Below are 2,410 nucleotides of genomic sequence, written 5' to 3' on the forward strand. Positions count from 1 at the left end.
TGACCGAGCCCGGACCACCGGCAGCGGGGAAAACACCTTGGGCAGAGGCCAACACCCGGTCAACCTGCGCGATATACGCGCCCACACCCGAGCCGCCCACCCGCTCAAACTAAAACCGCCACCACCCCAACAGCACCGCCCCAAAAAAGCTGATCGAGACGGTTTACGTGTGCTGGGCGATCTCCGCCTGATGCGCCGCGATCTTCTGGGCGGACGCGTGCAACCGCTCACGGGTCTGCTTGATGTGGTCCTGCATGGCCGCAAGACGGTCGTCCATCTGCGACACCAGCAGCACAAGGTTGTGTGGGTCGGACCCCTCGGCCAGCACGGCCCGCGCACCCGTCGCGGCGGTCTGCGCGATCGCCCGGGCCGACTCGTTGGCCTGCCGAGCATGGGTGACCGCTTCGGTTACCGAGCTGTGCAGGGCATCGCTCAGCGCCACCGCGCGCGCATCGTCACGCCGATAACGGTCGGATGCCTCCCCCGTCGCTGTGGCCAGACCACTGTCACCGTCGGGAAGATCCCCGCCGGCCGGCGCTGGATCGCGCTGCAGCTCGGCGCCGTGCGCCTCGGCAGGGAACAGTGACACGGCAGCGGCCAAGATGCGGTCCACCTGCGCTACGTAGCTCTGCGCGGCATCCATACCCGCCAGAATAGAGTCCCGGCTGGTCAACCGAGGTCACGCCACTCCCCTGCATTGGTCCAGGGCATGGCCTTCCTCGGCGACAAGTGCGTCGACAAGCGCAACGTAGGACCGTTGATTGTCCGCGAGCGTGGTTGCGGGATCAGCCTGGCCGGGCTGGCGCACCCGCTCGACGACACCCACGATTTGAGCGCCAAGAACGGCGATCCGGTGCAGATACAGCGCTGTTGCAGGGTCGCTGTCGGCCTCAGCAGCCCTGCGCCGCAACGAATCCGACCAGTCCTGATACTCCGACAACGGCGGGCCGTCCGGTCCGAGCGCACCGGCGGCGAACAGTGAATCGCGGTCTCGGTAAATTTCCGACACGACAGCATTGACCGCTCGGCACGCGGTACGGCGGGGGCTGTGCGTCATGGCGACTTGGAGCGCCACGACGCACACCGCCGCCAGGACGACAGCTGCCACGGTCCACCGCACTCGCCGCGCCCGGGTCAGGGGCGACGCCACCGCCACGGGCTGCGCCACCGCGGCCGCCACCTCAGGATCGGCCTGAGCCGCCGCACGCAGCTCCGCGAGCCTCGGCTGCTGGCGTCGGCTTCGCAGTGCAGTCGCAGTGGGCGCGGCGACCATCACCACACCGAGGAGCAAAAACATCACCGCAGACGGGGACACCGCATGCCGATCGGCGACGGACGCGGCCACAAGCATCACGGTCGCCATGCCCACCAGAACTCCGCCAGCTACCCGCCGGGACCGGTTGGCCTGCCGATACCGGTCGAGGAGGCCGTGTAGCCGCAGCACGGCGATAAGCACAGCCGAATCTGTGGGCACCGGCCCCCGCCTCCACACCCTGGCAACCTGCCGACGCTGATCGGCGGACAAGCCGTCCAGAGCGGCGGCGTAGCTTGCCGCCACACCCCGCTCCATCCACGCTGTCAGCGCACCGGTACTCAACCCGACCAACAGCGAGAATCCGACGATAGGCAGCCACCAGCGGTAACCACGGGCCCCGAGCGGAATTAGCGTCACCGAGGCATAACCCAAGCACCACAAAAACCCCCACCCTGCGCTGAACCAACACCGCGTACGCGGTGAAGCCACCGCCAGCCGCCACCTCATTCGCATGACCCCTACTCAGTCATCTATATATGGGATAGATTGTGGTGCAGCAACAGGTTTCGTGCTAAATCAGTAGCCACGGGCTGCTCGGCGTGGGTCCGATTGTTGAATTTTTGAGGCCAGGTCACTCCCGTCGAAACTAACCCCGTATCGCCTCATGGCGTAGTTGATGAACGCGCACGCCTGACCGAAGGTATCGCGGTGATTCGGAGACGTCCCGGGCTCCTGGTAAGCCCGATAGGTAGTGGCGATGAACTGAAACGGCCCCCCAGAAGGGTTGCCGGCGCGCGCATTCGAGTCCGAGTTGTTGACGACGTCACGAAAGTTCGACTCACGCTGGGCGACCAGCATCATGCCAGACTCCCAGCGGGCCCGGGCGGCCGGATTGCGAATTCCCTTGCGGTCCAAAGCTGCTCGAATCGCAGCACGCACATTCTCAGCACCCTGGCCGCTGTACGACGACGGAAAGTTGCCAGGAACCGCATCATCCAGTGGATTCGGACGTCGTGAGTTTTGGCCGGTGAGCATGCCGGGCAGCTTGGAGAACATGCCCATGCCGGGGAACCCGCCCCCGCCGCCGCCCATGCCCATCGAGGGCATTCCGCCACCGCCCCCCATGCCCTCCGACGCACCACCCATTCCAAATAT

The 2,410-nt window shown here is 66.1% G+C and carries 2 protein-coding genes and 1 pseudogene; all 3 read right to left on the reverse strand.

What is annotated here, in order from left to right:
- Positions 1-163: 163 nt before the first annotated feature.
- The gene (locus HPC46_RS34180) at positions 164-643 is read right to left on the reverse strand and encodes a hypothetical protein (protein ID WP_179476408.1); all 480 of its coding nucleotides are present in this window, start codon (positions 641-643) and stop codon (positions 164-166) included.
- 36 nt (positions 644-679) lie between these two features.
- A complete protein-coding gene (locus HPC46_RS34185; protein ID WP_179476409.1) occupies positions 680-1,672 on the reverse strand; it encodes a hypothetical protein in 993 nt (330 codons plus the stop codon).
- Between the two features lie 159 nt (positions 1,673-1,831).
- Positions 1,832-2,410: pseudogene (locus HPC46_RS34190) on the reverse strand (lytic transglycosylase); the annotation flags it as partial.

This window comes from Mycolicibacterium vinylchloridicum (assembly GCF_013404075.1).
Taxonomy (GTDB): Bacteria; Actinomycetota; Actinomycetes; order Mycobacteriales; family Mycobacteriaceae; genus Mycobacterium; species Mycobacterium vinylchloridicum.